We start from the raw sequence: 25,244 nt of genomic DNA, 5'->3' as shown, positions 1-25,244 counted from the left end.
CCGGGCAAGGGTATTCCTATCTCAGGGCTCCGCTGACCCGCCCTTCCCGGCAGGTTCCAGCCTCCCTCCCCAGCCTTTGCCCCCAAGCCTTTCGGCCATCATGTCCTCCATCATCTCCGTCGCCAATCTGTCCAAGACCTATCGGTCCGGCTTCAAGGCGCTCAAGAACGTCAATCTCGATATCAAGCGCGGCGAGATCTTTGCGCTGCTCGGCCCGAACGGCGCGGGCAAGACCACGCTGATCTCGATCATCTGCGGCATCGCCAACCCGAGCGAAGGCAAGGTTCTGGTCGGCGGCGAGAACATCCAGACCTCCTACCGCAAGGCGCGCTCGCTGATCGGCCTCGTGCCGCAGGAATTGCACACCGACGCCTTCGAGAGCGTGTGGGCGACCGTGAGCTTCTCCCGAGGGCTGTTCGGCAAGCCGAAGAATCCTGAACACATCGAGAAGGTGCTGAAGGACCTCTCGCTGTGGGACAAGAAGGACAACAAGATCATCACGCTCTCCGGCGGCATGAAGCGCCGCGTGATGATCGCCAAGGCGCTGTCGCACGAGCCGCAGGTCCTGTTCCTGGACGAGCCCACCGCCGGCGTCGACGTCGAGCTGCGCAAGGGCATGTGGGAAGTCGTGCGCACGCTGCAGCAGTCCGGCGTCACCATCATCCTCACCACGCATTACATCGAGGAAGCCGAGGAGATGGCCGACCGCATCGGCGTCATCAACAAGGGCGAGATCGTGCTGATCGAGGACAAGGCGACCTTGATGCAGAAGCTCGGCAAGAAGCGGCTGACGCTGCACTTGCAGAACAAGATCTCGTCGCTGCCGGAAAGCCTCGCGCAGTACGAGCTCGATCTCTGCGATTCCGGCGCGACGCTGGTCTACGACTACGACACCAAGGGCGAGCGCACCGGCATCACCAGCCTGCTCAGCGACCTCCGCAACGCCGGCATCCGCTTCAACGATCTCGACACGACGCAATCGTCGCTCGAGGACATCTTCGTCGACCTCGTGAGGACGTCATGAATCACCGCGCCATCCGCGCCATCTATCTGTTCGAAATGGCGCGCACCTGGCGCACGCTGCTGCAAAGCATCGTCTCGCCGGTGGTTTCGACCTCGCTCTATTTCGTGGTGTTCGGCGCTGCGATCGGCTCGCGCATCAGCCAGGTCGAGGGCGTCAGCTACGGCACCTTCATCGTGCCGGGCCTGATCATGCTCTCGGTGCTGACCCAGAGCATCGCCAACGCCTCGTTCGGCATCTACTTCCCGAAATTCACCGGCACGATCTACGAGATCCTGTCGGCGCCGATTTCCTATTTCGAGATCGTGCTCGGCTATGTCGGCGCGGCCGCGACCAAGTCGATCATCCTGGGCCTGATCATCCTGGCGACCGCCGGGCTCTTCGTTCCATTGCATATCCACCATCCGGTCTGGATGCTGGCCTTCCTGGTGCTGACGGCGGTAACGTTCAGCCTGTTCGGCTTCATCATCGGCATCTGGGCCGACGGCTTCGAGAAGCTGCAGATGATCCCGATGCTGGTGGTGACGCCGCTGACCTTCCTCGGCGGCAGCTTCTACTCCATCGACATGCTGCCGCCCACCTGGCGCACCGTCGCGCTGCTCAACCCGGTGGTCTATCTGATCTCCGGCTTCCGCTGGAGCTTCTACGAGATCGCCGACGTCAGCGTATCCGTCAGCATCGGCATGACGCTGGCGTTCCTGGTGATCTGCCTGGCTGTGATCTGGTGGATCTTCCGCACAGGCTACCGGCTGAAGAACTAACTGTCATTCCGGGGCGCCCGGAGGGCGAGCCCGGAATCCATTCACCCACCAACTCTGCCGCTCGATGGATTCCGGGTTCGCGCTACGCGCGCCCCGGAATGACAGCCGTCGACTCACCGATAGCAATGGAAGCGGTGATAGCGGTCGTAGTAGCCGCGGCAGTGGCGGTAGTGGCGATGGGGAATGCCGAACACGCCCTCCACCGCACCAACGGCGCCGCCGACACCGGCACCGACCGCGCCACCAACCACGCCTCCTACGGGCCCGGCGATCCGGTTACCTTCATAGGACCCTTCCTGGGCGCCGCGCACGATGCCTTGAGCATGACCAGCTTGAGGCAACGCCAACAGTGCAAGCAGGATGGCGGCGGCTGCGAACAGCAGGCGGACGGGGAAGCCGGCCGGCAGGACGGCGGCGTTGACACGGGCTTTGTTCATCTTCAGTCCCAGGGAAGTACAGAGTACGGCGGCGAAAGCCGCCAAACGGCAGGCCATCATCAACGCGCCGAGCGGCCAAATGGTTGCGCCTTTGTGACGAATTGTCGGCGATGTGAACGCATGTCCGCTCGCGAAAATGTCAGCATCGCCGCGCGCGGCGCGGCACAAAGCGGCCTTGCTTACATCAGGCATCGCGTTAACGATGGGTCGGCGGACCGCTGGAGCGGAAGCCGGATTGCAGGCATATTGCACGCCGGGGGACGGAGAGCCGCGGCGCCAGCGTGAACAGGCCGGAGGCCAGAACTCAAATGCGTTTCCCTCAAATGCGTTTCCAGATGCGTTCATTTTTTATCGCTTTCACTTCCCTGATGCTTTTGAGCGCGGGCACCGCGCAAGCCAAGGTCGAGATCACCGTCGACAAGGACAATCAGCAGATGACCGTCGCCATCGACGGGGTCGCGCGCTACCACTGGCCGGTGTCGACAGGCATTCCCTCCCGCGAGACGCCGAACGGCGCCTTCCGCGCCTTCCGCATGGAAGAGGATCACTACTCCAAGGAATTCGACGACGCACCGATGCCGCACGCGATCTTCTTCACCAAGATCGGGCATGCCATCCACGGCACGGACTCGGTCGGCCGGCTCGGCTCGCCGGCCTCGCATGGCTGCGTGCGGCTGTCGCGACAGAACGCCTCGACACTCTATGCACTGGTACAGCAGCAGGGCGTGCTCAATACCACGGTGACGCTGACCGGCTCGGCGCAGGTGGCGCTGGCGCGCAATCCGCGCGGTCGCACCAACACTGCCGTCGCCCGCGCCCAGCAGCCGGCCGAGGAGCAGTACGCAACCACAGGCGATCCCGTGAACCTGGCGCCGCCGCAGCAGCCCGCCCGCCGCTACATGCCGCAGGACGACAATTACATCTATCCGGCCGACGGCAGCGACACCGGGGCGCGCTATCCGGCACCGCGCCCGATCACGCGCCCCTATGGCACGCAGGCCTATCAGCAACTGCCGCAGCCGACCTACGACCAGGGCTATGGCCAGCAGGGCTACTATTATCAGCAGCAGCAGCCTCGCCAGTATTATCAGCCGCGCGGCTATTACTATCAGAACTGACGCGGCCGCCACCGAGCGCCGTTAACAGTCGAGGCACCATGCCGTCACGTGCCACGGCCATCCTGACCTTGCTCTCGGTTCTCACCGCGGGACAAGCCATGGCAGGACAAGGCATGGCCTTTGATCTCGAGGCGCATCGCGGTGGGCGGGCACTGCTGCCGGAGAACACCCTGCCTGCCTTCGCCAACGCGCTGTCGATGGGCGTCGACACGCTGGAGCTCGACGTCGGCGTGACCGCCGATGGCGAGGTCGTCATCTCGCATGAACGCGGGCTCAATCCGGATCTGGCACGGGATGCGAGCGGCGCCTATGTGGCCGCGCCCGGCACGCCCTTTGTCAAGCTACGGCTCGAAGACGTCAGGACCTATGACGTCGGCCAGATCCGCCCCGACAGTGCCTATGCCAGGCAATTCCCCGAGCAGCGCGCCGTGCCGGGGACCCGCATCCCCACGCTGAAGCAATTGTTCGCGCTGGTGCGCAAGTCCGGCAATACCAATGTGCGGTTCAACATCGAGACCAAGATCGATCCGAACCATCCGGACGAATCCCTCGATCCGCAAAATTTCGTCACTACGTTGCTTCGGTTGATCGAGGCCGAAAAATTCTCAGGTCGCGTCATGATCCAGTCGTTCGACTGGAGGACCCTGCAGCTCGTCCAGCGGCAGGCGCCGACGATTCCAACCGTGTACCTGACGCTTCAGCGCGGCTCGGCTCCGACGGTGGCGCTCGACAAGGCCACCAGCTGGACCGCGGGCTTCAGCCCGGCCGATCACGGCGGCTCGCTGCCGCGAACCATCAAGGCTGCGGGCGGCGCAATCTGGTCGCCCCATTTCGGCGATGTGACCGCGGCGCTGGTCACTGAGGCCCATGCGCTCGGATTGCGCGTGGTGGTCTGGACGGTCAACAAGCGTGAAGACATGGCGCGGATGATCGAGACCAGCGTCGACGGGATCATCTCGGACAATCCGGACCTGTTGCGGCAGGTCGCCGGCGAGAAGGGAATTGCGCTGCCGGCGGGGACGCCGGTGGAGCCGTAGCGTCCTGTCGCCTTGTAGCCCGGATGGAGCGCAGCGCAATCCGGGGCCGCTCGCGCGTTGGACGCAGTTCCCGGATTACGCTTTCGCTCCATCCGGGCTACAGACCATCACTCCCCGTCCCGTAACCGCCGGTACAGCGCGCCCAGGATGTTCGAATAATCATCGGTCCAGACCCGCACCCTGTCGTCGGCTTCGGTCTGCTCCCACGATTTGGAGGCGGCGAGCTTGCCGACATCTTCCTCCTCGCGCGCGGAGATGACGACGTCGGTCGAGAAGATGTAGTCGGAATCGCGGCCCGAATCCTCGTTGAAGACCCAGCTCTTCAGATCGTTGGCGTCGGCAATGCCGACCACGACAGTCTCGAGATCGAGGTGGCGGTTGGACACGTGCATCACCACGGCGCCGTGGGGCGCGAGCTTGTCCTTGTAGATCTTCATCGCCTCCTTGGTCGCAAGATGGATCGGGATCGCATCGGACGAATAGGCATCGACGATGATGAGATCGTAGGCGCCGTCGGGCTCCTTGGCGAAGGTGAGGCGCGCGTCGCCGATCACCGGCTTCAGGTCCGGCAGGCAGCTCGAGATGTAGCGGAAATTCTTGGGGTCGCGCGCCGCATCCACCATCGACTGGTCGATCTCGAAAAATTTCCAGTCCTCCCCGGGCTCGGCGGCGCAGGCGAGCGTGCCGGAGCCGACGCCGATCGCGGCGACCTTGAGCGGCGCGCCCTTGCGCTCGCGGATCGCGGTGACGGCCTGACCGATGCCGCCGTCCTTGTGGTAGTAGGTGATCGGCTCGGGCCGGCCGGTGACGGGCGTGCCGTCATTGTTGCGGAAGCGCTCGGCGCCGTGAATGGTGGTGCCGTGCATCAGCACGTGGAAATAGCCGCCGGGCGTCTCCACGATCTTGTGCACGCCGAAGAAGCTGCGCACCGTGGTGACGCGGCCCTCGTCCGCCGGATAGACCCGGATCAACGCCAGCGCCAGCGCGACGGTGGCGAAGATCTTCCAGCGACCGGCATTGAGTGCCAGTGTCAGCAGCGCCGCGAGCACACCGACGGCGCCGGCGACCCAGACGCGATGATCCTCGAACCAGGTCGAGAGGCTGCCGGTGGTCGTTGACGGCGCGATCAGCGCCACCGCGAGCGCGGCGAGCGCCAGCCAGTACCATCTCGCGATGCCGGCGAGACGCTCGTTCGCAGACGGGCGGCACAGCGCGGCGAGCGCGATCAGGATCGGATATTCGGCGATCCACGAGAAGGTGAATGGAGCAACGAGGCCTGCGAACAGGCCGCCGACCATGCCGCCGAACGACAGCGCGACATAGAAGCCGGTGAGATGTCTGGCAGCCGGCCGGGTCCGCGCCAGCTCGCCATGACAGGCCATGGCGATGACGAAGAAGCACAATTGATGACCGCCGAGCGTCAGCAGCAGGTTCTGCTCGCCGCCGAAGGCCAGCAGGACGACGACACCGGCGATCGCGACCGGCTGGAGCATCAGCATCCATTTGTGCGGCAGCAGCGGCCGCGACTGGAACACCACCACCCAAGTGAGCAGGTACAGCGACAGCGGCAGCACCCAGAGCAGCGGCGCCGCCGCAACGTCGGTCGAGATGTGCGCGGTCACCGCGATCAGCAGGCCCGACGGCACCGCGGCGAGGAAGATCCAGCGCAACCGCGTCAGCAGGCCCGGCGCCGGCGCATTGACCTCCTCGGTTCGTGCGTCGGCCACCGCCAGTTGCGGTGAGCGCAACAACAGCATGCCGCAGGCAGCGATCAGGAGGATCAGGATCCCATAGCCCGCAGTCCAGAACCGGTTCTGCGTGTGCAGCGTGAACATCGGCTCGAGCAGGAACGGATAGGACAACAGCGCGAGGAAGCTACCGATGTTGGAGGAAGCATAGAGGAAATAGGGATCATGCCCGGCGGGATGGCCGGTGCGGACGAACCAGGCCTGCAGCAGCGGATTGTTGGCGGCCAGCGCGAAGAACGGCAGCCCGATCGAGACCACGAACAGGCCGAGCAGCCAGAACGCGTAGCCCGAGGCCGGCGGCTCGCCATAGGCCGACGCAATGCCGAGCGGCAGCGTGGCGAAGGCCAGCACCAGCAGCACCAGATGCACCGCGACCGGAACGATCCGGTTCCTCGCCTGCATCAAGAGATGCGCATAGGCATAGCCCGCCAGCAGCAGCGACTGGAAGAACACCATGGCCACCGACCACACCGCCGGCGAGCCGCCGAGCCGCGGCAGCACCATCTTCGTGAACAGCGGCTGCACCGAGAACAGCAGCAGCGCGCTGACGAAGATCGCAGCAGTGTAGACCGTCAGCAGCAGCCGGTTGCGCGACGACGACGGCTGCTCCGTGGCGGCGGGTTGCACGATGGAATCCATGGAAGCTCCGGCTCAAACCCCGGCGGGCGCCGGACCGCGCGCAATGGAGCACAAGGCGACTGAACGGGCAATAAAGCGTGTCGTGATGTTGCAGCGAGGATTGCTTGATATAGAGATGTCATTCCGGGGCGCTTCGAAGAGGCGAACCCGGAACCTCGAGATTTCGGGTTCGATGCTGCGCATTGCCCCGGAATGACGCCAGGGACATCATGACCGAAACCGACGTCGTCATCATCGGCGCAGGCCATAACGGCCTCACCTGTGCAGCCTATCTCGCAAAGGCGGGCCTGCGCGTGCGCGTGGTCGAACGGCGCAAGGTGGTCGGCGGGGCGGCGGTCACGGAGGAGTTTCACCCCGGATTCAGGAATTCGGTCGCGGCCTACACCGTGAGCCTGCTCAATCCGCAGGTGATCGATGACCTCAAGCTCGCTGAACAGGGGCTGCGAATCGTCGAACGGCGCGCGCAGAATTTTCTGCCGGCGCCCGATGGCAGCTATCTCCTCACCGGCGAGGGGCGAACCAAGGCGTCCGTCGCGCGGCTCAGCGCGCGTGATGCGGAGGCGCTCGACGGGTTCTCGCGCGAGCTGGAAGACATCGCCGACGTGCTCAGGCAATTCGTGCTGCGCGCGCCGCCGAACCTGCTCGACGGTTTTGGCACGGCTGCGATCCGCGAGGCCGTGAACGCATTGCAGAGCGCCAATATCCTGCGCGGCCTGACGCTTGAGCAAAGCCGCAGCCTGCTCGATCTCTTCACGCGCTCGGCCGGCGAGATGCTGGACGAGCGTTTCGAGCACGACCTGGTCAAGGCGCTGTTCGGCTTCGATGCCATTGTCGGCAACTATGCGAGCCCCTACGCCGCAGGCTCCGCCTATGTGATGCTTCATCATGCCTTCGGCGAGGTGAACGGCAAGAAGGGCGTCTGGGGCCATGCCATCGGCGGCATGGGCGCGATCACGCAGGCGATGGCGCGCACCGCCAGGGATCGCGGCGTCGCGATCGACGCCGATGCCGGCGTGTGCGAGGTGATCGTCGAGCGCGACCGCGCCGTTGGCGTCGTGCTGGAGAACGGCGAGACGATCCGCGCGAAATATGTCGCGGCCAACGTCAATCCAAAACTGCTGTATACGCGGCTGATCGCGGCCGATGCGCTGCCGCAAGACTTCCTCGCCCGCATCAGGCACTGGAAGAACGGCTCCGGCACCTTCCGCATGAACGTGGCGCTGGACCGCCTGCCCTCCTTCACGGCGCTATCAGGCGAGGGGGATCACCTCACCTCCGGCATCATCCTCGCGCCAAGCCTTCCCTACATGGACCGCGCCTATCTCGATGCGCGTGCGCAGGGCTGGAGCCGACAGCCTGTCGTCGAGATGCTGATCCCCTCGACGCTCGACGACACGCTGGCGCCCGCCGGCAAGCATGTCGCGAGCCTGTTCTGCCAGCACGTCGCGCCGGAGCTTCCCGACGGAAAATCGTGGGACGAGCATCGCGACGAGGTCGCCGATCTCATGATCGCGACGGTGGATGCCTACGCGCCGGGCTTTGCGTCCAGCGTGCTCGGCCGCCAGATCCTCTCCCCGCTCGATCTCGAGCGGCAGTTCGGCCTCCTCGGCGGCGACATCTTCCACGGCGCGCTGACGCTGAACCAGCTGTTTTCGGCCCGGCCGATGCTGGGCCATGCCGATTACCGCGGGCCTCTCAAGGGCCTCTATCACTGCGGCTCCGGCGCCCACCCCGGCGGCGGCGTCACCGGCGCCCCCGGCCACAATGCCGCGCGCGTGATCCTGCGGGACCATCGCGCGCTGTTCGGAAGCCGTGGATAGGTCTGTGGATGGGCTGTGGACAGGCTGCTGATAGGGCCGTGGCGAAACTGGGACGTTTCTCAGTACAAGCCCGGATCAGGCTGTGGAAAAGACACGGGATAAGTAAGGTATAAGACGGTGGATGGCCTCCGAATGAAGAGCGGACAGGCTGTGGACGTCGGGTAGTGTCTCGCATGATCGACGAGAAGAGAAACGCAGAAGATATCCGCTGGAGCGAGCAAATTGCCGCTTCGATCGTGGATGAGCTGCTGGTCGCGAAACTGATAGCGGAAGATCAGGCTGAGTGGGCGCGCCAGATAGTCGCCCACGACATTCATATCCAGCTGATCTCTGGCTTTAGGCCACCAAACTCAAACTGAGGCCCACTGGACCATCCGGTGGACGCCCCTCAAACGAACTCGCCCGCCGAGGGCAATTCCCCGCGCGGGCGCTCGTCTGGACATCTATCAAGAAAGTAGCCCCCGCTGGAAATCGGAGGCGGAAATTACTTCAAGGAGCTGCTAATCGAACCGAACTTCTCGTTCATCGTGGTACCCAGGCTGTTCACCACGGTGATGATTGCCAGAGCGATACCGGCCGCGATCAGGCCGTATTCGATTGCGGTCGCACCGGATTCGTCGGACCAGAACTTCAAGACCATGCGCTTCAAGACACGCCTCCGTTTCAATTACAAGCTGTGTTGGTCGACCCCAACAGCCGAAAATCTACGGTGTGCGACCTTCGGTCCAGTTAATCCCGAGATCCAACTTATGCGGAAAATTGCGCGCAAAAGTTCCCAAAATTGACCCGATGGAACCCTGAGATGCACCCTTCCCCCACCCACCGCGCCAGCTTCTCGATCGGCACCGAGGCCGCTGCAAGGCGCGTCGTCGATGTGCTCACCGAGGTGTTTTTCGAGGGCGACGCAGCGGTCGCCGCGTTCGAGCGGCCGGACGGACAATGGGACGTGACGCTGCATTTTGCCGAGGCGCCGGACCAGGCGTGGCTGCGCGAACTTGTTGCAAATTCAGCAGGAAATGAGATCGCCGACACGCTTGCCTTCGACACCGTCGAGGCCAAGGACTGGGTCAAGGCGAGCCTGGAGGATCTGGTCCCGGTGCCGGCCGGGCGCTTCGTCGTGCACGGCAGTCATGACCGCGATCGCGTGGCGCCGAACAAGCTCAAGATCGAGATCGAGGCGGCGCTCGCCTTCGGCACCGGCCATCACGGCACCACGCGCGGCTGTTTACTCCTGCTTGACCATGTCCTGAAGAGTTCTCGCCCGACGAGCTTGCTCGACCTCGGCACCGGAACCGGCGTGCTGGCCATTGCGGCGGCGAAAGCGCTGCACCGCGCGGTGCTTGCTTCCGACATCGACCCGCCCTCGGTGAGGGTGGCCGCCGAGAACGCGACCCTGAACGAAGTCGGTCACCATGTGCGGGTGATCCGCGCCACCGGCTTTGCCGCGCCGGATTTTGCCAAGGCCGGCCCGTTCGACCTGGTGCTGGCCAACATCCTCGCCAACCCGCTGCGGCAGCTGGCGAGCCCGATGGCGCGGCATCTCGCGCCCGGCGCCCGGGTCATCCTCTCCGGCCTTCTGACGCACCAGGCGCCCGCCGTGATCGCAGCCTATCGCGCACGCGGCCTCGTGCCGGTGAAGCACCTCAGGATCGAGGGATGGAGCAGTTTGTTGCTGCGGAAGGTCTCGTAGGGTGGGTTAGCCTCGGGCTGCGCGAAGCGCAGTCCCTTGGCGTAACCCACCTCTTCTGCCCGTACGGATAGGAACAGCGGTGGGTTACGCCGTCGGCTAACCCACCCTACGAAATCCCGATGCCGCCCTATTCCGCCGGCTTGTCGTCCCGGCGCACGATGCGCTTACCCCGCAAGGCGCGTCTTGCGCGGCGCTCGGCGAAACGATCGATCATCTGGCTGATGAGGCCGCGCGGCTTCTTCGGTGCCGTTGCGGCCGGGGCGCGGCGCACCGGCGGCGAGATCTTCTCAAACGTGAACGCTGGCATCGTGTGTCCCCTCGCCGTTGAGATGAACCACTTGCTCGAATTTCCCTGTTATCCGGACGAAGCTCAACTGCCGCATCCTTTACTCCACTCAATTCGAATGGAACATTTTCAAGCACAGTCCATGCCAGATGCGATGTAAATGCGTCTAGATTGCGGACCGATGCTCATGATCCTAGAGTGATCCACATGTTCGAAGCGCACTTCCAGACATTCGAGGAGCCCGAGGCCGGCGTCGCGTTGACGGCGCGCCTTGCCGCACTCCGCGAAGAACTCTCCCGCCGCAAGCTGACCGGCTTCGTCATTCCGCGCGCCGACCAGCAGCAGAACGAATATGTGCCTCCGTCGGAAGAGCGGCTGGCCTGGCTGACCGGCTTCACCGGTTCGGCGGGCTTCGCGGTGGTGCTGACCGGCGAGGCCGCATTGTTCGTCGACGGCCGCTACACGCTGCAGGCGGCCAAGCAGGTCGATGCCAAGGCCTGGGCGGTGGAATCGCTGATCGATCCGCCGCCGGAGAGCTGGGTGTCGGCGCATCTGAAGGCGAGCGATCGCCTCGGATTTGATCCGTGGCTGCACACTTTTGCGGCAGCCGAGCGCCTGTCCGCCGCCTGCGCCAAGGCCGGCGCCGAACTCGTCGCCGTCGACGGCAATCCGGTCGATGCGATCTGGCACGACCGGCCGCAGCCGCCGCTTGCCCCCGTCGCCGTGCACAGCCTCCAGCATGCCGGCGTCACCGAGGCCGAGAAGCTGATGCAGATCAGGGCCGAGATCGGCAAGCTCGGCACTGATGCGCTGGTGCTGTCGGACAGCCACGCGGTGGCCTGGACCTTCAACATCCGCGGCGCCGACGTCGCGCACACGCCGCTGCCGCTGTCCTACGCGCTGGTGCCGAAGGACGGCCGCCCCACCATCTTCATCGACCATCGCAAGCTCTCCAACCTCTCGCGCGATCATCTCGAACAGTCCGCCGACGTGCGCGAGCCCGATGCGATGGCGCCGACGCTGATGGCGCTCGCCAAAAGCGGCGCGGCGATCGCGCTCGACAACGCCACCGCGGCCGACGCGCTGAGCCGGCTGATCGCGGGCGCCGGCGGCAAGCCGGTGCGGGGCAGCGATCCGATTGCATTGTTGAAGGCAGTCAAGAACGCGACCGAGATCAAAGGCACCAAGACGGCCCATGTGCGCGACGCCGTGGCGCTGGCGCGCTTCCTCGCCTGGATCGATCGCGAGGCGGGAAGCGGCAAGCTGACCGAGATCGACGCGGTCGAGGCGCTGGAGACGTTCCGCCGCGACACCGGCGCGCTGAAGGACGTGTCGTTTCCGACCATCTCGGGCACCGGCCCGAACGGCGCCATCGTGCACTACCGCGTCACCCGCAAGAGCAACCGGCGGATCGCGCCCGGCGACCTGCTGCTGATCGATTCCGGCGCGCAATATGAAGACGGCACCACCGACGTCACGCGCACCATGGCGGTCGGCGAGCCCACCGACGAGATGCGCGACCGCTTCACCCGTGTGCTGCGCGGACACATCGCGATCGCGCGCGCGGTCTTCCCCGACGGCACCACCGGCGCGCAGCTCGACACGCTGGCGCGGCAATATCTCTGGGCCGCCGGCGTCGATTTCGAGCACGGCACCGGCCATGGCGTCGGCAGCTATCTCTCGGTGCATGAGGGGCCGGCGCGAATCTCGAAGCTCGGCACCACGCCGCTGAAGCGCGGCATGATCCTCTCCAACGAGCCCGGCTACTACAAGACCGACGGATTCGGCATCCGCATCGAAAACCTCGAACTCGTCGTCGCCGCCGAGATCAAGGGCGCCGAGAAGCCGATGAACGCCTTCGAGACGCTGACCCTGGCGCCGATCGACCGCCGGCTGATCGACGTGGCGATGCTGAACAAGGACGAGCTCGACTGGCTCAACGCTTACCACGCGCGCGTGAGGGCCGAGGTGCGGCCAGCACTGGACGAGGCGACCGGGGCCTGGCTCGATCAGGCGACCGCGGAGTTGAAGGCGTAGCGCGCATAGCGCTACGCGATTTGCGCAAGCCTGCTTACCCACCACAGGTGTCATGCCCCGCGCAGGCGGGGCATCCAGTACGCCGCGGCCTCTCGATTCAATCACTGCGGCCTCTGGGATACTGGATCGCCCGCCTTCGCGGGCGATGACAGTGCATGCGTGGCGCGAGCAACACGCCCAATCGGTCGCCATCGCGCTGCTATTATAACCGTCCCGAAATCCGAATAGCCGCATTCCGAAACGCCGATATCCGTCTTGCGTGAGCACGCTACAGTCGATTCGAATTCGAAAGACGGACATCGATGCACGGCATGATCAGCAGGCCGCCGGAAGCGGCAACGAAGACCATCGCGACCTCGCGCGTGGTGTTGCTCCTGCTGGTCGTCATGACCGGGATTGCGCCGATCTCGCTCTACATCCTGGTTCCGGCACTGCCCGTGCTGGCGACGACGTTCGGGCGCGACATCTCGATCGCGCAAATGACGGTGTCGCTCTACATGGTCGGCATCGCGATGTCGCAGCTCATCATGGGGCCGCTGTCGGACAAGTTCGGCCGGCGTCCGGTGCTGCTTGGAGGCCTCGCGCTGATGGTCGCGGCGAGCATCGCCTGCATCTTTGCCGAGACCCTGCCGCAACTGATCGCAGCGCGCTTCTTCCAGGCGCTGGGCGGCGCCTCCGGCATGGTGATCAGCCGCGCCATCATTCGTGACATCTACGAGCGCGACCGCGTCGCCTCCATGATCAGCCTCGTGGTTGCCGCGCTGATGATCGGCCAGATGGTCTCGCCGCTCACCGGTGGCCTGATCGAGACCGCGTTCGGCTGGCGCGCGATCTTCTACGCCGTCACGATCGGTGCGATCGCGGTCGCCGTCGGCATCGCGATCGCATTGCCGGAGACGCGCCGCGACCGCGCAGTCGGCAGCGGCGGCTTTCGCAGCGACGTCGGAACCCTGATCAAGAGCCGCGCTTTCATCGGCTATGTGATGTGCCAGGTCCTGGCGTCGCAGATCATCTTCACCTTCGCCGGTGGCGGCCCCTATGTCGTGGTCACGCAGATGGGCCGGACCAGCGCCGAATACGGTGCCTGGTTCGCAACCACCGGCTTTGCGTATCTCGTCGGCAATTTGCTCTGCGTGCGCTTTGCGCCGCGGCACTCGCTGGAGAAGCTGATCTGGTTCGGTCTCGGCCTGCAGCTGTGCGGCAGCCTTTTGAACCTGCTGTGGAGTTTCACGGGCTGGAACGAGGCCCCAAGCTGGCTATTCGGCACGCAGATGATCGTGATGGTCGGCAATGCCTTCGTGATGGCGAATTCCGCCGCAGGCGCCATCAGCATCCGCCCTGAAGCGGCCGGCACCGCGTCGGGTGCGATGGGCTTCCTCCAGCAGGGCATCGGCGCGCTGATGTCGCAATTCGGCGCCTATCTCGGCGGCCATTCCACAACGACGCTGCCGCTCACCTCCGCGGTGCTGGCGATCTCCCTGCTCTGCGCCTGCATGATGATCTTCGTCGTCCCCCGCCGCGAGCTGGTGGTGAGCGAAGCACTGATCGAGCAGGCGGAGGAGGAAGAGACGGGGATGATGTGATCCGTCGCTACGCGAAGGCTGTCACAACACGTCAGGTGTCATCCCCCGCGCAGGCGGGGGATCCAGTACGCCGCGGCTTCTCCGTATCCTCGCACTGTCTCTGGAATACTGGATTCCCCGCCTTCGCGGGGAATGACAGCGGAACGTGGGGCGCCAGGTGCCCGCTCACTCCCCGATCAGCTTCAGCCACTCCTCTTCCGTCAGCACCTTGACGCCGTGCTTGTTGGCTTCTGCCAGCTTCGAGCCTGCGCCGGGGCCGGCGACGACGAGATCGGTCTTCTTCGACACTGAGCCCGAGACCTTCGCACCCAGCCGCTCCGCGGTGGCCTTGGCTTCATCCCGCGTCATCTTCTCCAGCGAGCCGGTGAAGACCACGGTCTTGCCGGCGACGGGCGAGTTGCTCTTCGGCTTCTCGGCGTCGACGATCTCGACCTCCCTGGTCAGGCGCTCGACGATGCCACGGTTGTGGCTCTCGCCGAAATAATCGGCGATGCTCTTGATCACGGTGTCGCCGATCTGGTCGAGCGCATCCATGTCCGCCATCGCCTCCTCGTCGCCCTTGGCGACCTTGAGGCAGGCGTCATGGAACGCGTCCCAGGAGCCATAGCCGCGCGCCAGCGCCAGCGCCGTGGTCTCACCGACATGGCGCATGCCGAGCGCATAGACGAAACGCTCCAGCGCGATTTTGCGCCGGCTCTCGATGGCGCCGAACAGGTTGCGCACCGAGGTCGCGCCGTAGCCCTCGATCTCTTCGAGCTTGAGCCTCGAATTACGCTTCTCCAGCGTGAAGATGTCGGCGGGCTCCTTGACCCATCCCTCGTCGAAGAAATACTGGAGCTGCTTCTCGCCCAAGCCGTCGATGTCGAAGGCGCGGCGCGACACGAACAGCTTGAGGTGCTCGATCTTCTGATAGGGGCAGGCGAACTCGCCGGTGCAGCGCGCGCGCGAGCCCTCTTCACCCGTCGCGGTCTCCTCGCGCGTGACCTCGGTGTGCAGCGGGCACGGGCACTTCTTCGGGAACTGGAATTCCTTGGCACCGCGCGGCCGCTTGTCGAGGACGACGTCGACCACCTGCGGGATGACGTCGCCGGCGCGCTGGATCACGACGGTGTCGCCGATCCTGATATCGCGCCCCTCGCGCAGCACCTCGCCCTTGTTGCCGATGCCCCTGATGTAGTCCTCATTGTGCAGCGTGACGTTCTGCACGATCACGCCGCCGACACCGACCGGCTCCAGCTTGCCGACCGGCGTGAACGAGCCGGTGCGGCCGACCTGGATCTCGATGTCGCGCAGCACCGTCATGGCGCGCTCGGCGGGGAATTTGTGCGCGATGCCCCAGCGCGGCGTGCGCGAGACGAAGCCGAGCCGCTCCTGCCAGTCGATGCGGTCGACCTTGTAGACGACGCCGTCGATGTCGTAGTCGAGTTTTGCGCGCTGCTCCTCGATCGAGTGATGGAAGGCGAGCAGCTCCTCGACCGAGTGGCACAGCTTGGTCAGGGGATTGGTCTTGAAGCCGCAGCGCTCGAACCAGCCGATCATGCCGCTCTGCGTATCCTCAGGCATCGCGCTCATCTGGCCCCAGGCATAGGCGAAGAAGCCGAGCGGGCGCGAGGCGGTGATGGTCGGATCCTTCTGCCGCAGCGAGCCTGCGGCCGAATTGCGCGGATTGGCGAAGATGGTGTCGCCGGCAGCCTTCTGCCGCTCGTTGAGCGCAAGAAAAGCCTTCTTGGTCATGTAGACTTCGCCGCGCACCTCGCAGATGTCGGGGACGTTGCGGCCCTTCAGCTTCTGCGGCACGTCTTCGAGGGTGCGGATGTTGGCGGTGACGTCCTCGCCCTCCGCCCCATCGCCGCGCGTTGCCGCGGTGACGAGCTCGCCGCCCTCATAGCGCAGCGACATCGAGAGACCGTCGATCTTGGGCTCGGCGGAGAAGTTGACCTTGTCGTCGTCGAGCTTCAGGAAGCGCACGATGCGGCCGACGAAGTCGCGCACATCCTCTTCCGCAAAGGCGTTGTCGAGCGACAGCATAGGCACGGAGTGCCGCACCTTCCTGAAGCGCCCGGACGGCGCGGCGCCGACCTTCTGCGACGGCGACTCTGCGCTGACGAATTCAGGAAAGCGTTGTTCGATCGCGTTGAGGCGCTGACGCAGAGCATCGTACTCGGCGTCGCTGATGGTGGGCGCGTCCTCCTGATAATAGCGCTCGTTGTGTCCCTCGATCTCGAGCGACAACCGCATATGCTCGACCTTGGCCTGCGCCTTGGTGAGCTCAGTGACATCGCGAAGCGGTTTCGATTTTGCTGCTCTTGCCATGGTGCTTGGATACGACGGAGCGGGCAGGAGGGTAAAGGCGGTAAAAGTCTCGTGCCCCGGACGCAGCGCAGCGCTTCTTCAGCAGTGCGCTGCAGAGCCGGGGCCCATGTGGCGGCATCCTGGGTCCCGGCGCGCGCTGCGCGCGTCCGGGACACGAAATCAAGCCGTCGCCGCCTTCAGCAGCCTCTCCGCCGCCGCCCTGGCCTCGGCGGTGATCTCGGCGCCGGCGAGCATGCGGGCGATTTCCTCGCGGCGGTGGTCGGCGGCGAGCGCATTGACGCGGGTGGCGACGCGCTTGCCCTTGTCGAGGGCGTCCTTGGAGATGAGCAGATGCTGGTCGGCCCGCGCCGCAACCTGCGGGGCATGGGTCACGGCCATCACCTGCACCTTGCCGGCAAGCCGCGCCAGGCGCCCGCCGATGGCGTCGGCGACCGCGCCGCCCACGCCGGTGTCGATCTCGTCGAACACGAGCGTCGGCGCCGAGCCGCGGTCGGACAGCACGACCTTGAGCGCCAGCAGGAAGCGCGACAGCTCGCCGCCGGAGGCGACCTTCATCATCGGACCCGGCTTGGTGCCCGGATTGGTCTGCACCCAGAACTCGACCCGGTCGAAGCCCTGCGGGCCCGGCGCGGCCTCGTCGGTCGCGACCTGGGTCATGAACTTGGCGCGTTCGAGCTTGAGCGGGGCGAGCTCGGCATTGACGGCCTTGTTGAGCTTCTCCGCCGACTTTTGCCGCGCCAGCGACAGCTTCTTGGCCGCCGCGGCATAGCGGCTATCCGCCTCGATGGCAGCCTGCTCCAGCTTCTTCAACTGCGAGGCGCCCGCGTCGATCAGCACCACATCGGCAGCGTATTTGGCGGCAAGCGCCGCGAGCTGGTCGACCGGGGTCGAATATTTGCGCGAGGCGGCGCGAAGGGCGAACAGCCGCTCCTCGATGCGTTCGAGCTCCGCCGGGTCGAAATCGGTTGCGGCCAGCGCGGCCAGGAGATGCTGGTCGGCTTCCTCCAGCGCGTTGATCGCGGCGTCGATTGCCCTCACCGCGGGCTCGACCAGCGCCGGCGAGTTGACGCCGCGGCGCTCCAGCCGGCGCACTGCCGCCGACAGCGCCGCAACCGGCGAATGGTTGCCGCCGACCGCCTCCTGCGCCTCGCGCAAATCGGAGGCAATCTTCTCGCCCTGCATCATGGTGGTGCGGCGGGAAGCCAGCGACGTCTCCTCGCCCTCCCTGGGTGCGAGCTGCTTCAGCTCGTCGGAAGCGTGGCGCAGATAGTCGGCCTCGCGCGCGGCGCGCTCCATGCCGGCGCGATGCTCTTCCAGCGCCGTATTGGCGGTGCGGCGGGCGTCCCAGAGCTCTTCGACGGCCGCGACGTCCTTCTCCAGGCCGGCGAAGGCGTCGAGCAGGCGGCGGTGCGTGGCGGCATCGACCAGCGCGCGCTCGTCATGCTGGCCGTGGATCTCGACCAGGGCGGTGCCGACCGCCTTCAGCGTCTGCACGCTGATCGACTGGTCGTTGATGAAGGCGCGGGTGCGGCCGTCGGCGAGCTGGACCCGGCGCAGAATCATCTCGCAAGAGTCTGCAACGCTCGTGTCGTCCAGCCCGTTCTCGGCGAGGATCTTCGTCGCGGGGTGATTCTTCGGGATATCGAAGACGGCGGTGACCTGCCCCTGCTCCGCGCCGTGGCGCACGAGGCCGGCGTCGCCGCGGCCGCCGAGCGCCAGCGCAAAGGCATCGAGCAGGATGGATTTGCCCGCCCCGGTCTCGCCGGTCAAAACGGCAAGGCCGGTGGCGAATTCGATATCGAGCCGTTCGATCAGGACGATGTCACGGATCGACAGACGCGCCAGCATGGAACCCCAAAATTTCCTAGCCGAGGCCCATCTTCTTGAAGGTCTTGCTGATCCAGGACCCCTGATTCTCGCTCGGCTCGAGACCACCCGATTTTACAAGATTATAGGCGTCCTTGTACCAGCGGCTGTCAGGAAAATTGTGGCCAAGCACGGCGGCCGCGGTCTGTGCCTCGCCGACGATGCCGATCGCCATATAGGCCTCGGTCAGCCGGTAGAGCGCCTCCTCGACATGGCGCGTGGTCTGGTACTGGGTGACGACGGCCTTGTAGCGGTTGATCGCGGCGGTGTAGTCGCGCTTCTGCATGTAGTAGCGGCCGACGTTCATTTCCTTGCCGGCGAGCTGGTCGCGGGCGCCCTCGATCTTGGCCTTGGCGGAGGTCGCATATTCGGACGTCGGATATTTGCGCACCACCTCTTCCAGCGAGGCGATCGCCTTCTCGGTGCGGCTCTGGTCGCGGCTGATGTCCGGGATCTGGTCGTAATGCGAGGCGGCGATCAGGTACTGCGCATAGGCCGCATCCGGGCTGCCGGGATGCAGCGTGACGTAGCGGGTGGCGGCGCCGATGCAGCCGTCATAGTCGCCGCCCTGGTAGGAGGCGTAGGCCGACATCAGCAGCGATTTGCGGGCCCAGTCGGAATAAGGATGCTGGCGGTCGACCTCCTCGAACTTCTTGTTCGCCGCCTTCATGTCCTTCTTCTCGTTCATGAGGTACAGGCCCTCATTATAGATCTTGTCGGCGGGCTCCTCGACGAAGGTATCGTCCTTGGCGGTAAACTTGTCCCAGAGATCGCCGGTGCCGCAGCCGGCCAGCGGCAGCGCGAGCAGGACGAAGGTGACGGCCTGGAGCAGCCCACGGGCCGCAATCGGGGCCTTTGGCGAAATCGAAAGAGATCCGCGCGTCATACGCTGTGCCGACATGAGTTTTGCCCTGACGCCCTGTGATGCAGTGCCCGCCAGCCCATGAATCCCGTCATGGGCGCGAAATGGTGCGTGGTGCCTGCCATGCGACCACGCCGATGTATCCGAAAAACGATCCTTAACAACCGGATAGGCAGGCATTTCGCCCGGATTAAGGCGAACGCGCCGCAATGCTAGCCGATCATGGTTACCAGGAGTTTCCCAGGGCAATTCGCGGTCAAATGCCAGCGGCGGCAAGTGCCTTCAGGACACGTCCGGCCCGTAGGCGGCGGCGATCCGGCCACCGACAATGCCGCGACCGACTTCGCCCACCGGACGGGTGGTGCGACGCACCGCCTCGCCCTCGACCACCCGCCAGGCGGTACGGTCGGCAAGCAGAGCGGTCAGGACGGCGTGGTTGAGCTTGTGGCCGCCACGGACCGAACGGTAGGCGCCAAGCAGCGGCAGACCGGCCAGCGCGAGGTCGCCGATCACGTCCAGCACCTTGTGACGGGCACATTCGTCGGCGTAGCGCAGGCCCTCGGTGTTGAGCAGCCGCTCCTCGTCGAACACGACGGTATTGTCGAAGGAGGCGCCGAGGGCATAGCCCGCGCTCCAGAGCCGGGCGACGTCGCACATCAGACCGAAGGTCCGGGCGCGGCCGACTTCGCGGCGGAAACGTTCCGGGTTGAGGTCGAAGGCGTAGCTTTGCTGACCGATGACGGGATTGGTGAAGTCGATCTCGACCTCGACGCGGAACCCGTTGGCATGGGGCCGGATCTCGCCGAAGGAGTCGCCGATCTTGACCGAGATCGGCTTCAAAATCTGGATGAAGCGGCGCTGCGCGGACTGGGTGACGATGCCGGCCTGGTCGATGGCAGCAACGAACGCCGCAGCGCTGCCGTCCATGATCGGCACTTCCGGCCCGTCGAGCTCGATCGTGGCATTGTCCACGCCCATGCCCCGCAGTGCAGCAAGCACATGCTCGGCGGTGGAGACCAACGGACCGTTACGATCGCCGAGGACGGTGGCAAGGTCGGTCGCGATCACCTGGTCGGCGGTCGCCTGAACTTCGCGGTCACTTCCCTCGAGGCCGGTACGGACAAAAATAAAACCCGCGTCGATCGGCGCAGGCCCAAGCGTGAGAGTGACGGGAAGACCGGAGTGAACGCCGACGCCGGCCACGGTGGCTTGCGCACGAAGCGTTGTTTGCCGGCTAAATTTCATCAGGAACCCGCCCCACTACGACCCATTGCGACTTATACTCGACCCGACCGATCAGCCTGCGCCGTCGTGCGAATCCGTATCCCCAAGTCACGGCAAACCATAGTTGCTGCCTCAAACAGCGCCAACTCACGGTTTTTTACCGATTGTTACCCCAAACCTGCCGTATTCGCGCCAAGGCTTAACCAAATTACGCCGAGCTTTTGGGCCGCTGCCGGCGGTTTTACTGAACCACCAAATACATAATTAATGATTTAGAATCAGTTGCTTGGCCGTGCAATCCGGGCATTCTCGGGAGAAAAGGAAAGGTCCCGGCAAGCTTCTCGCCGGGACCTTTTTTCGTCTGCCTTATTGTAACAATCCTCAGGTTGCCTGCCGCCGCAGGAAGGCCGGGATATCAAGATGGTCGTCACCCTGTGGCGCCGGCGCAACAGGCGCGGGGCGGCCATGCATGTCGAGGCCCTGCGGCGCGGGACGGCGGGCATACTCTGATACCGGCTCGCTGGCTGCGATCTGCTGCGCCACGGTCTTCTGCGGCCGGCGGTCGGGCAGCGGCGGCATGGCAGGACCGGTGGTGCGGGCGGCTACCGGCGGCTCGCTCTCTTCGTCGCGGCGGCCGAGGCCGACATTGGCGAGGCGCTGCAGCAGCGACAGGCGGCTCTTCTGCGGGGGCTCTTCCTCCACCTCGCCGCGAGCCTGACGAATCTCGGCCTGGGCCGGCATCGGCAGCTCCTCGATCCGCGGCATCCTGGGCGCACGGACCGGCGGACGCTCGGCCTGCGGCGGGATGAAGTTTTCCGGGGTCATCGGCTCCTGCATCGCGACCGGGGCCATGTCAGGCTCCGGGAACAGGGTCGGCTTCTGCGCGATCGGCCGCACGGTGACGTCACCATAGGTCTGCGGCGCGGGCGCCTGAGGGACCTCGGCAACTGCCGCCGCGATGGCGGCGAGCGCCGCGCGCTCGACGTTCGGGCGCGGCGCGACCGGAGCAGCCGGAGCGGAGGCCGGGACCTGGACTTCCAGCTTCTGGGCGCGTTCGGCCAGGCGCTGATTGTCGGCGCGCAGACGCGCGGTGAGGTCGGCGAGACGGCTCTCGGCGGCTGCGGCGGGAGCCTGCTGCACCTGCGGCGCCGCGTTCGCGACCGGAGCGGAGGTCGCCTGGCTGTTGCGGGCGATCGCGGCCTGCTCGATGCCGGTGGCAACGACCGAGACGCGGATCAGGCCGTCGAGGGCTTCGTCGAAGGTGGCGCCGACGATGATGTTGGCGTCCTGGTCGACTTCCTCGCGGATGCGGGTCGCAGCCTCGTCGACCTCGAACAGCGTGAGGTCCTTGCCGCCGGTGATGGAGATGAGAAGGCCCTTGGCGCCCTTCATCGAGGAATCGTCGATCAGCGGGTTGGCGATCGCAGCTTCGGCGGCGGTCAGCGCGCGCTTGTCGCCGGAGGCTTCGCCGGTGCCCATCATCGCCTTGCCCATCTCACGCATCACGGCGCGGACGTCGGCGAAGTCGAGGTTGATCAGGCCTTCCTTGACCATCAGGTCGGTGATGCAGGCGACGCCCGAATAGAGCACCTGGTCGGCCATCGCGAAGGCGTCGGCGAAGGTGGTCTTCTCGTTGGCGACCCGGAACAGGTTCTGGTTCGGGATGATCAGGAGCGTATCGACGACCTTGTGCAGCTCGTTGATGCCGGCTTCAGCGGTGCGCATGCGGCGGCCGCCCTCGAAGTGGAACGGCTTGGTCACGACGCCGACGGTGAGGATGCCCATGTCGCGCGCGGTCTTGGCGATCACGGGTGCAGCGCCGGTGCCGGTGCCGCCGCCCATGCCGGCGGTGACGAACACCATGTTGGCGCCCGAGAGATGGTCGCGCAGCTCGTCGATCACCTCTTCCGCCGCCGCGGCGCCGACGTTCGGCTGCGAACCTGCGCCGAGGCCCTGCGTGACCGCCGTGCCCATCTGCACGATGCGCTGCGCCTTCGACATCGTCAGCGCCTGCGCATCAGTGTTGGCGACCACGAAGTCGACGCCCTGCAGGCCCGCCGTGATCATGTTGTTGACGGCGTTGCCGCCGGCGCCGCCGACGCCGAACACGGTGATCCGGGGCTTCAGTTCGTGAATATCAGGAACATTGATGCTGATGGTCATGGTTGCCTCTCGATCACGCGCGCGTGGGTTCGCCCCGGCCGGCGGCCGCGGGAGTTGGTGAAAATGGGAAATTGCGGAAAGGAGTCATCAGAAGCCCTCGCGTAGCCATCGTCCCACCTTTCCGAAATAACCGCCGGTCCCTGTCCTGACCTGCTGCCGCGTATGCCGCGGTTCGACATGTTCCTGGTGAACATATTGCGGGTAGACGAGGAGTCCGGCCGGCACCGCGAACGCGGCGTTCTTCGCCTCGTTGGGCAGCCGGCCGAAGCCGAGAGGACGTCCGACCCGCACGGGCCGGCCGAGAATTTGTGTTCCGAGTTCGACGAGACCGGTCAGTTGCGAGGCGCCGCCCGAGAGCACGACGCGCCCGTTGGGCTCTGACGCGAAGGGCGAATCCTTCAACCGGTCCCGGACCATTTCGAAGATTTCCTCGGCACGGTGCTTGACGATGTTGGCAATGGTCGCGCGGGAGACGATCTGCGGCAGATCCTGCTCGTCACCGGCTGTCGGTACAGACATCAGCTCACGCGAGTCCGATCCACCGGTGATGACCGTCCCATATAAAGTCTTGATTCGCTCGGCATCGGCAATGGTCGCGGAGAGTCCGCGCGCGAGATCCATCGTGATGTGTTGCCCGCCGACCGCAAAACCCGCCGCATGCACGAAACGGCCGCCGGAATAGACCGCGATCGTCGTGGTGCCGGCGCCCATCTCGACGACGGCGGCGCCGAGATCGGCCTCGTCGTCGGTCAGCACCGACAATCCGGCGACATAGGGGCTCGCCGCCATGGCTTCGACATTGATGTGGCAGCGTTCCACCGCGAGCATCAGGTTCCGCGCCACCGTGGCGTCGCAGGTGACGACGTTCATGTCGACGCCGAACTGATGCGCGACCATGCCGCGGGGATCGCGGATGCCCTTGACGCCGTCGAGCGTGTAGCCGACCGGCAGCGCATGCAGCACGGTGCGGCCTTCGCCGGTGGCGTGGCGCATGCCGGTGGAGGTGACGCGGCTGACGTCGGCGGGCGTCACGGCGCCGCCGCGGATGTCGGCGGCAGCTTCGACCAGCTGGCCGGAGAGCCGGCCGCCGGAGACCGAGAGCAGCACGGACTCGACCCGCACCTTGGCCATCTTCTCCGCCAGCGCGACGGCCTGGCGCACCGCCTGCTCGCATTCACCGAGATCGATCACCGCGCCGGCCTTCATGCCGCGCGCCTGGATCTGGCTGTAGCCGATCAACTCCACCGCGTGGGTGCGGCCGCGCAAGGCTTCGCTCGGCGCCGACGGCTTCAGCCGCGCGATCATGCAGGCGATCTTGCTGGTGCCGATATCGAGGCAGGCGACCAGGCCGCCGCGCTTGTGCGGCATCTGGCGCGTCTTCGGCGTCTGGGTGCGATCAAGACCGGTCATGCAGCGTCCCCGGCCTTCTTTTTCTTCTTGTCCTTGAACTGGTCTTCGCGCGCCTTGGCGGCGTCGTCGGACAGTTGCACCACCAGGCGATCCGGCAGGCGCATGTCGACGGCGACGATGTCGCGGGAGAACAGCCTGTCCTCCTTGTCGAGCCTGGACAGCATCGCAAGCGCGTTGCCGACGTCCTGCTCGGGCAGGCGGATGTCGAGGCCGTCCTTCAGCCTCAGGTTCCAGCGCCGCTCGCCGACATAGACCGCTGCCTTGGTCACGGCGTTGACCTGCGGATAGCGCGCCAGCAGCGCCAGGAAATCGCGGGCCTGGGTGTCGGCGCCCTTGCCGACCACGAGCGGCAGCGACAGGAAGCGGCGCGAGACATAGGGTTCGAGCACGGCGCCGTCATCGGCGATGACGGAGAGGCGGCCGGCCTCCTGCCACAGCGCGAAGGCCTGGCGCTCGGTGATGTCGATCATCAGCCGGCCCGGATAGAGCTTCAGCACGGTCGCATCCGCGATCCAGGGATTGGCCTTGAGCTTCTCGCGCACGACGTCGGCGTCGAGGAACAGCAGCGAGGAGCGGCCGCTGACGCCGCCGATCGCGAGGATCTCGTCCTGGGTGAGCTGCTTGCGGCCGTTGATCACCACGGAGGTGATGCGGAAGCCGGCGGAATTGGCCATGGCGTTGCGGGCGTCGCTGACCGCCGTGATGAAGTCCTGGAGATGGCCGCCCCTGACGATGCCGAAGCCGCAGCTTCCGAGCAGCAGCAGCGCAGTCATGGCAATCCCGACCCGGCGCGGCGCATAGCGCTCGACCAGGGCGACCACGCGCGGCGGCGGCTCGCGCTCGACGACGGCCTTGGCCCTGGCTTTGGTCTTGATCCTGGCGGCAGCGCGCTTCTCCTCGCGCTTCTCCTGCACCCACTCGCGCAGAAGCACGACCGCTCCGATAGCGGCCGCCTTCAGGTCAGCTTGGGGCCTCAGCGATCTGAAAAGCGACCGGGTGAGGCTTCCTGCTCCATCCATTGCACGAGCTCGTCAACAGTTTGCCCGCGACATCGCGCGGATCCTGGCGAACATGACGTCTCGGTGCCGGGCCGGGTGCTGGTCTTCAGCAGAAGAAGCCTCTCCCCTTCAAAGCGTTCGCTGGAGGTGACAACACCCGCCACAGCTCACGCGCCGGCAGCCAAAGCGCCATATGCGCCGCCAGCGTTAACCTTCGGATGTCCTGGTAAA

At 65.6% G+C, this 25,244-nt stretch carries 20 protein-coding genes; 9 read left to right on the top strand and 11 right to left on the bottom strand.

The features are described from left to right. The first annotated feature begins 100 nt into the window (after positions 1-100). Both GGD63_RS11140 and GGD63_RS11135 read left to right on the top strand, forming a co-directional pair. Entirely contained in the window at positions 101-1,024 is a 924-nt protein-coding gene (locus GGD63_RS11140) for an ABC transporter ATP-binding protein (RefSeq protein WP_183241766.1), read from the top strand. Next, on the top strand, positions 1,021-1,782 hold the full coding sequence (locus tag GGD63_RS11135; protein WP_183241764.1) for an ABC transporter permease: 762 nt from the start codon (positions 1,021-1,023) through the stop codon (positions 1,780-1,782). The genes GGD63_RS11140 and GGD63_RS11135 overlap by 4 nt, the downstream gene beginning before the upstream one ends. Positions 1,783-1,895: 113 nt before the next feature. Here GGD63_RS11135 and GGD63_RS11130 read toward each other — a convergent pair whose 3' ends face one another. Further along, complete coding sequence (locus tag GGD63_RS11130; protein WP_183242316.1) at positions 1,896-2,219, bottom strand: hypothetical protein; 324 nt, start codon at positions 2,217-2,219, stop codon at positions 1,896-1,898. 335 nt (positions 2,220-2,554) lie between these two features. Between GGD63_RS11130 and GGD63_RS11125 the strand changes: the two genes are divergently transcribed. Further along, positions 2,555-3,337, top strand: coding sequence for a L,D-transpeptidase (locus GGD63_RS11125; RefSeq protein ID WP_246785447.1), 783 nt, complete (start codon positions 2,555-2,557; stop codon positions 3,335-3,337). A gap of 38 nt (positions 3,338-3,375) precedes the next feature. Next, positions 3,376-4,374 (top strand): glycerophosphodiester phosphodiesterase, encoded by a 999-nt coding sequence (locus tag GGD63_RS11120; RefSeq protein WP_183241762.1) that lies wholly within the window; start codon positions 3,376-3,378, stop codon positions 4,372-4,374. Positions 4,375-4,481: 107 nt separating this feature from the next. Here GGD63_RS11120 and GGD63_RS11115 read toward each other — a convergent pair whose 3' ends face one another. Next, positions 4,482-6,761 (bottom strand): spermidine synthase, encoded by a 2,280-nt coding sequence (locus GGD63_RS11115; protein ID WP_183241760.1) that lies wholly within the window; start codon positions 6,759-6,761, stop codon positions 4,482-4,484. Positions 6,762-6,970: 209 nt separating this feature from the next. On the opposite strand from GGD63_RS11115, the gene GGD63_RS11110 reads away from it, so the two are divergent. Next, positions 6,971-8,581 (top strand): NAD(P)/FAD-dependent oxidoreductase, encoded by a 1,611-nt coding sequence (locus GGD63_RS11110; protein ID WP_183241758.1) that lies wholly within the window; start codon positions 6,971-6,973, stop codon positions 8,579-8,581. Between the two features lie 173 nt (positions 8,582-8,754). Beyond that, the gene (locus GGD63_RS11105; protein ID WP_183241756.1) at positions 8,755-8,940 is read left to right on the top strand and encodes a hypothetical protein; all 186 of its coding nucleotides are present in this window, start codon (positions 8,755-8,757) and stop codon (positions 8,938-8,940) included. A gap of 125 nt (positions 8,941-9,065) precedes the next feature. Here the strand turns inward: GGD63_RS11105 and GGD63_RS11100 are convergent, their stop codons facing one another. Next, positions 9,066-9,221 (bottom strand): Flp family type IVb pilin, encoded by a 156-nt coding sequence (locus GGD63_RS11100; protein ID WP_144441701.1) that lies wholly within the window; start codon positions 9,219-9,221, stop codon positions 9,066-9,068. A gap of 162 nt (positions 9,222-9,383) precedes the next feature. On the opposite strand from GGD63_RS11100, the gene GGD63_RS11095 reads away from it, so the two are divergent. Beyond that, positions 9,384-10,271 carry a 50S ribosomal protein L11 methyltransferase gene (locus GGD63_RS11095; RefSeq protein ID WP_183241754.1) on the top strand — a complete coding sequence of 296 codons (888 nt, stop codon included), beginning with the start codon at positions 9,384-9,386 and terminating at the stop codon, positions 10,269-10,271. Between the two features lie 127 nt (positions 10,272-10,398). On the opposite strand, the gene GGD63_RS11090 is transcribed toward GGD63_RS11095, so the two are convergent. Continuing rightward, positions 10,399-10,578 carry a hypothetical protein gene (locus GGD63_RS11090; RefSeq protein ID WP_183241752.1) on the bottom strand — a complete coding sequence of 60 codons (180 nt, stop codon included), beginning with the start codon at positions 10,576-10,578 and terminating at the stop codon, positions 10,399-10,401. 186 nt (positions 10,579-10,764) lie between these two features. Here GGD63_RS11090 and GGD63_RS11085 point away from each other — a divergent pair, with 186 nt between their 5' ends. Together GGD63_RS11085 and GGD63_RS11080 are read left to right on the top strand one after the other, a co-directional pair. Continuing rightward, positions 10,765-12,594 carry an aminopeptidase P family protein gene (locus GGD63_RS11085; protein WP_183241750.1) on the top strand — a complete coding sequence of 610 codons (1,830 nt, stop codon included), beginning with the start codon at positions 10,765-10,767 and terminating at the stop codon, positions 12,592-12,594. 302 nt (positions 12,595-12,896) lie between these two features. Then, positions 12,897-14,177 (top strand): multidrug effflux MFS transporter, encoded by a 1,281-nt coding sequence (locus GGD63_RS11080; protein WP_183241748.1) that lies wholly within the window; start codon positions 12,897-12,899, stop codon positions 14,175-14,177. Between the two features lie 165 nt (positions 14,178-14,342). Here GGD63_RS11080 and ligA read toward each other — a convergent pair whose 3' ends face one another. From ligA to GGD63_RS11045, 7 genes are all read right to left on the bottom strand, one after another. Next, on the bottom strand, positions 14,343-16,490 hold the full coding sequence (ligA, locus tag GGD63_RS11075) for an NAD-dependent DNA ligase LigA (RefSeq protein WP_183241746.1): 2,148 nt from the start codon (positions 16,488-16,490) through the stop codon (positions 14,343-14,345). Between the two features lie 159 nt (positions 16,491-16,649). Continuing rightward, complete coding sequence (recN, locus tag GGD63_RS11070; protein ID WP_183241744.1) at positions 16,650-18,338, bottom strand: DNA repair protein RecN; 1,689 nt, start codon at positions 18,336-18,338, stop codon at positions 16,650-16,652. Between the two features lie 16 nt (positions 18,339-18,354). Then, positions 18,355-19,257, bottom strand: coding sequence for an outer membrane protein assembly factor BamD (locus tag GGD63_RS11065; protein ID WP_183241741.1), 903 nt, complete (start codon positions 19,255-19,257; stop codon positions 18,355-18,357). A 243-nt stretch (positions 19,258-19,500) separates the two neighbouring features. After that, positions 19,501-20,463 (bottom strand): UDP-3-O-acyl-N-acetylglucosamine deacetylase, encoded by a 963-nt coding sequence (lpxC, locus tag GGD63_RS11060; RefSeq protein ID WP_183241739.1) that lies wholly within the window; start codon positions 20,461-20,463, stop codon positions 19,501-19,503. A 360-nt stretch (positions 20,464-20,823) separates the two neighbouring features. After that, positions 20,824-22,605: a cell division protein FtsZ gene (ftsZ, locus tag GGD63_RS11055; protein WP_183241737.1), complete on the bottom strand. Its 1,782-nt coding sequence runs from the start codon at positions 22,603-22,605 to the stop codon at positions 20,824-20,826. An 87-nt stretch (positions 22,606-22,692) separates the two neighbouring features. Beyond that, positions 22,693-24,015: a cell division protein FtsA gene (ftsA, locus tag GGD63_RS11050; protein ID WP_183241735.1), complete on the bottom strand. Its 1,323-nt coding sequence runs from the start codon at positions 24,013-24,015 to the stop codon at positions 22,693-22,695. After that, positions 24,012-25,034, bottom strand: coding sequence for a cell division protein FtsQ/DivIB (locus tag GGD63_RS11045; protein WP_183241733.1), 1,023 nt, complete (start codon positions 25,032-25,034; stop codon positions 24,012-24,014). The genes ftsA and GGD63_RS11045 overlap by 4 nt, the downstream gene beginning before the upstream one ends. Between the last annotated feature and the right edge of the window lie 210 nt (positions 25,035-25,244).

Origin of the sequence: Bradyrhizobium sp. cir1 (assembly GCF_014198245.1) — a bacterium.
In the GTDB taxonomy this organism is placed as follows: Bacteria; Pseudomonadota; Alphaproteobacteria; order Rhizobiales; family Xanthobacteraceae; genus Bradyrhizobium.
Note: the sequence above shows the minus strand (reverse complement) of the source record. Positions and strands in the feature narration are given on the sequence as shown.

Excerpts from the sequence above, each read along its gene's own strand:
- GGD63_RS11140 (WP_183241766.1), top strand. The coding sequence starts at position 101 with ATGTCCTCCATCATCTCCGTCGCCAATCTGTCCAAGACCTATCGGTCC.
- GGD63_RS11135 (WP_183241764.1), top strand. The coding sequence starts at position 1,021 with ATGAATCACCGCGCCATCCGCGCCATCTATCTGTTCGAAATGGCGCGC.
- GGD63_RS11130 (WP_183242316.1), bottom strand. The coding sequence starts at position 2,219 with ATGAACAAAGCCCGTGTCAACGCCGCCGTCCTGCCGGCCGGCTTCCCC.
- GGD63_RS11125 (WP_246785447.1), top strand. The coding sequence starts at position 2,555 with ATGCGTTCATTTTTTATCGCTTTCACTTCCCTGATGCTTTTGAGCGCG.
- GGD63_RS11120 (WP_183241762.1), top strand. The coding sequence starts at position 3,376 with ATGCCGTCACGTGCCACGGCCATCCTGACCTTGCTCTCGGTTCTCACC.
- GGD63_RS11115 (WP_183241760.1), bottom strand. The coding sequence starts at position 6,761 with ATGGATTCCATCGTGCAACCCGCCGCCACGGAGCAGCCGTCGTCGTCG.
- GGD63_RS11110 (WP_183241758.1), top strand. The coding sequence starts at position 6,971 with ATGACCGAAACCGACGTCGTCATCATCGGCGCAGGCCATAACGGCCTC.
- GGD63_RS11105 (WP_183241756.1), top strand. The coding sequence starts at position 8,755 with ATGATCGACGAGAAGAGAAACGCAGAAGATATCCGCTGGAGCGAGCAA.
- GGD63_RS11100 (WP_144441701.1), bottom strand. The coding sequence starts at position 9,221 with ATGGTCTTGAAGTTCTGGTCCGACGAATCCGGTGCGACCGCAATCGAA.
- GGD63_RS11095 (WP_183241754.1), top strand. The coding sequence starts at position 9,384 with ATGCACCCTTCCCCCACCCACCGCGCCAGCTTCTCGATCGGCACCGAG.
- GGD63_RS11090 (WP_183241752.1), bottom strand. The coding sequence starts at position 10,578 with ATGCCAGCGTTCACGTTTGAGAAGATCTCGCCGCCGGTGCGCCGCGCC.
- GGD63_RS11085 (WP_183241750.1), top strand. The coding sequence starts at position 10,765 with ATGTTCGAAGCGCACTTCCAGACATTCGAGGAGCCCGAGGCCGGCGTC.
- GGD63_RS11080 (WP_183241748.1), top strand. The coding sequence starts at position 12,897 with ATGCACGGCATGATCAGCAGGCCGCCGGAAGCGGCAACGAAGACCATC.
- ligA (WP_183241746.1), bottom strand. The coding sequence starts at position 16,490 with ATGGCAAGAGCAGCAAAATCGAAACCGCTTCGCGATGTCACTGAGCTC.
- recN (WP_183241744.1), bottom strand. The coding sequence starts at position 18,338 with ATGCTGGCGCGTCTGTCGATCCGTGACATCGTCCTGATCGAACGGCTC.
- GGD63_RS11065 (WP_183241741.1), bottom strand. The coding sequence starts at position 19,257 with ATGTCGGCACAGCGTATGACGCGCGGATCTCTTTCGATTTCGCCAAAG.
- lpxC (WP_183241739.1), bottom strand. The coding sequence starts at position 20,463 with ATGAAATTTAGCCGGCAAACAACGCTTCGTGCGCAAGCCACCGTGGCC.
- ftsZ (WP_183241737.1), bottom strand. The coding sequence starts at position 22,605 with ATGACCATCAGCATCAATGTTCCTGATATTCACGAACTGAAGCCCCGG.
- ftsA (WP_183241735.1), bottom strand. The coding sequence starts at position 24,015 with ATGACCGGTCTTGATCGCACCCAGACGCCGAAGACGCGCCAGATGCCG.
- GGD63_RS11045 (WP_183241733.1), bottom strand. The coding sequence starts at position 25,034 with ATGGATGGAGCAGGAAGCCTCACCCGGTCGCTTTTCAGATCGCTGAGG.